The sequence below is a fragment of the Leucobacter holotrichiae genome, from assembly GCF_055791005.1.
Map to the genome: position 1 here is coordinate 1 of NZ_JBVUAC010000038.1, position 1,000 is coordinate 1,000.

General features: G+C 62.7%; 1 pseudogene. It reads left to right on the forward strand.

Annotated elements, in window-relative coordinates:
* A pseudogene (locus AC0KXF_RS15170) lies at window positions 1-1,000 on the forward strand (IS3 family transposase); the annotation flags it as partial.

A 1,000-nucleotide genomic window follows, 5' to 3' on the forward strand; every position in this document is an offset into this window, starting at 1 on the left:
CGCAGGAGTTCCGTGATGACGTCGTGCGCGTCGCCATGAACCGTGAACCCGGCGTTACGATCGCGCAGATTGCGAAGGATTTTGGTATCCACGTCGGCACGCTCGACAAATGGCTCAGACAAGCCCGTGTTGAGCAAGGCGAGAAGCCTGGCGTCACCCGGTCCGAGAGCGACGAGCTCCGAGAACTCCGGCGTCGCAACAAGCTCCTTGAGCAAGAAGTCGAGGTGTTGCGCCGTGCGGCCGCATATCTCTCGCAGGCGCATTTGCCGGGAAAAGGCTCTACCCGCTCGTGAGAGAGCTCGCCGCTGACGGGATCCCTGTCGCGGTATCGTGCCGGGTATTGAAGCTCTCACGCCAGCCCTACTATCGCTGGCTCCGTAACAGCGACCGATCGTGAGATTGTGCAGGCATATCGCGCCAATGCCATCCATGCTGCGCACATGGAAGATCCCGAGTTCGGGCACCGCTTCCTCGCCGACGAAGCCCGACAAGCAGGCGAACCAATGTGCGACCGGACCGCGTGGCGCATCTGCCGTGACAACGGCTGGTGGAGCGCGTTTGGGAAGAAGAAAGCGAGAGGCAAAGGGCAGCGGCCTGGCCCGCCGGTCCATGACGATCTCGTGAGGCGCGAGTTCACCGCGACGAAGCCGGACGAGCTGTGGCTCTCGGACATCACGGAGCATTGGACGAGTGAAGGCAAGCTTTACGTGTGCGCGGTGAAGGACGTGTTCTCGAACCGGATCGTGGGGTACTCGATCGACTCGCGAATGAAGTCATCGCTGGCGGTCAGCGCCCTGCGCAATGCGGTGATGCGGCGCGGAAGCGTCGCAGGGTGCGTCCTGCACACAGACCGTGGGTCGCAATTTCGCAGTCGGAAGCTCCGCCGTGCTCTTGACCAGCACGGCATGGTCGGGTCGATGGGCCGGGTTGGTGCTGCTGGCGATAACGCGGCGATGGAATCGTTCTTCAGCCTGCTGCAGAAGAACGTCCTCAACCGCCG